The sequence below is a fragment of the Zooshikella sp. RANM57 genome, assembly GCF_050749885.1.
In the GTDB taxonomy this organism is placed as follows: Bacteria; Pseudomonadota; Gammaproteobacteria; order Pseudomonadales; family Zooshikellaceae; genus Zooshikella.
This window is the reverse complement of the sequence record NZ_JBOIUB010000041.1, coordinates 1-2,799: the sequence shown is the minus strand read 5'-3', so window position 1 is coordinate 2,799 and position 2,799 is coordinate 1. Positions and strand designations below refer to the sequence as shown.

Below are 2,799 nucleotides of genomic sequence, written 5' to 3'. Positions count from 1 at the left end.
CACAAGGAGATAATAAAAAAATGAAAACAGTCTTAATCGAAGAACAATACAAGCCAACATGCTAGGCGCTGTCTTGTTAAAATGGACAGCGCCATATATTAAAATATTGAGGACCGAACTAGCACTGAATTGCACTGTAAGTGATTTCTATCGTTACATCCTTTAAATGATTATCCAACATATTTTGCATTTCTTTAGCTACAGCTACCTGCTTGGCAGTACGTGCTCTTTTTGATCGCTTCGCATGACTTTTATCAAGACAGGGAATCACCAAACGCCAACTTGAAACTGCACCTGTACCTTTAAAAGGCATCGGATTATCCGTTGGCCACTGCACGACTGTAGTATCAGTCTCAGCTCCATTCAGTACTAGTTTGTTGTGTAAGGCAATAAAGTCTTTAGAGGCTTTTTCCGTATTTTGCATAAATACTTGGTGCCCTGTTTGTACCAACAGAGCACTTAAGGGTTTATCTGCTTCATTAATCCCATTAAACTGAAGCTTGATATCCTTTATTCTACGGTTTCGTTGATTGGGTTGGTAAGCATCAAATAAATCATTATCGAGTGAAAACTCGCATGAACCTTGTTCACGCAGCTTTTTCAACGTTTTATCACCAAAATCTGATAGTAAAGAAAATACGACTGTATTCATGTTTGTCGGATTGGCTTTTTTCCACTCTTGATAGGCTACATCCATTTCCATTAGATTCTGCTCATATTGGTAAGCAGTAGATGATAATACCAATTTTTCAATGGGAATATTGGGAATACTATCAGGAAAGAATGAAGCACTTTGCTCCGTCACTTTATTATATACATCTTCAGCAAGATGACACATTTGAAGTGTTAACTGCAAATTTGTTTTAAAAATACTGTTCATGTTATTTAAGCTGGCTGTATAATGATCGTTATTTAAGATAGCATTGCGGATCGCCCCTTCATTGGCTTTTTCACTGCCATAAGCAGAGTCTTCCATATTAAATGTCGCTATATTGATTTTTTTCTCTAAGCGAGCGGCTCTTAATTCGTAGGTTAATTCGGCTATCTGTGAGGAGTATGAAGCTAGGCTAATGGCGGCTTGTTTTGCATATTCGGCCAAGTTAGAAATAAGAAAGTTATTAATATCATCACTAATTGTATCGAGTTGATCCGTATTGCTATTGAGAGCCTGGATGACATCTGACGTTATAGGATCGGAGCCACCGAATGAGGTACCAGAAACAAAAGTAGCGGGTATTTTGGCAAGCGATTTTGTATATAATAGTTTTCTTTTTGTTTTTGCTTTCTTGTTATTATCTCTTGCCTTATTTTTTTCGCTCTCACTGTAAAATTGACTTTTTAATACTATATTTGCCTCATTTATTTCTTTATTTAAGCCTTTAATTTCTTTTAAATTTGGGATTGTCCGAAAGAAACTCCACCCAAGCCGTACTAAACTTTGAAGATAATAAACCGACGTCACGGCAAACTCACTGCACACTTCTGCTAGTCGTGATCGAGCTGCCTCGAGATGACTATCACTCTGGCGGATCATGAGCTCTTGTATAAACTGTGGTGTACGGGATTGAAAGCCACTTGGTAAATTATCGAGATCAAGAGTAGCGAACTCATTTTTGCTGTATTCTGGGAATACTCCTTCTTGATCCCTATCTCTATCCTCATAGCCTGTAGTCACACCCACCTGATAAGTCAGTTTAATATTATAGGCATCAAGTTTGTCATAAGTGTCAACAATTCGTTCATTGAGCCTAATTAAGCGATTGACTTTATCTTTGGCTTCAAGAGAAATAAGTGGGTATTCCAGTGCATCTAATACGTTAAGTTTTGATTGATCAGAGGTTTTGCTTGAACCTTTGCCCTGTTGGTTAGCTTTTTGTAAATCACGTGGATTAATTTTGGGGGCATAGAGCGGTACATTTAACGGCTCACCATCCATATCTTGCCAATTGCGTAAATTATTAATACGTTCACTGAGCTCACTCGTAAGAGCATACATTTCATAATTTAACGGAGGGAGTAACTCTGCATTTCCCTGCAGCACATCATCTAATGATGGGTTTGTCCAAACCTCTTGTGACAAATCAAAGAGATCATCAGGTTGTTCTATATTCAATAAACCTTGCGCCTCCACGTAAATCATCTTGGCTTTTTGCAGGGTTTCCTGGGTCATTAAATTATATTGATCATCCCCCATCTGGATCAGCATTTGTAAATACTGACGAATGGTGGCGTAACCATAATACTCAGGATTTTGGCTTGCCAGCTTATCTGGGTCATTAAATCCTAAAAAGGTTGATGTTCTATCATGAGCCCCAGAAAAGGCATTTTTAATAGGAAGAACACCCCATTTATTTTCAACGGGTTCACTTGGGTTGTATATTTGCTTAAACCACTGTGTTGCAGTTTCATACTGTTGGTTATCCATGGCAGCAGAGGCAATCATTGAAGGGAGATGATAAAAAAACTCCCATCCGTATTGTCCGTGAGTGCCGTTAAAGTTAAATCTATTTTGTGGGGGAAAGTCTTGGTTTATTGCTAATAAGTTTTTATCGTTGAGTGCGTCAAAAAACGCCTCGACTTCATTCTCTGGTAGATTCTGATTATTAAGTTGGAACAATGCTTGAGCACCACTAGGAACAGGTGCTTGCATGGCAACTGCTTGCAAAGCAGTGGAACTACTCACTGCAACCAAATATTGAGAAGTACAACCAATAATCGGAGGTAAGCACAGAAACGACTCACAATTTGTGGGCGCTAAATGCGTATATTGGAAAAGTAAGTCACTTATATTACCATCAA

Annotated in this window: 1 protein-coding gene; it reads right to left on the bottom strand. The window is 38.4% G+C overall.

The window, feature by feature from the left end; translation table 11 throughout:
* Positions 1-118: 118 nt before the first annotated feature.
* On the bottom strand, positions 119-2,799 hold a 2,681-nt coding region (locus ACQ96U_RS27005; protein WP_431724386.1), incomplete at its 5' end, for a hypothetical protein.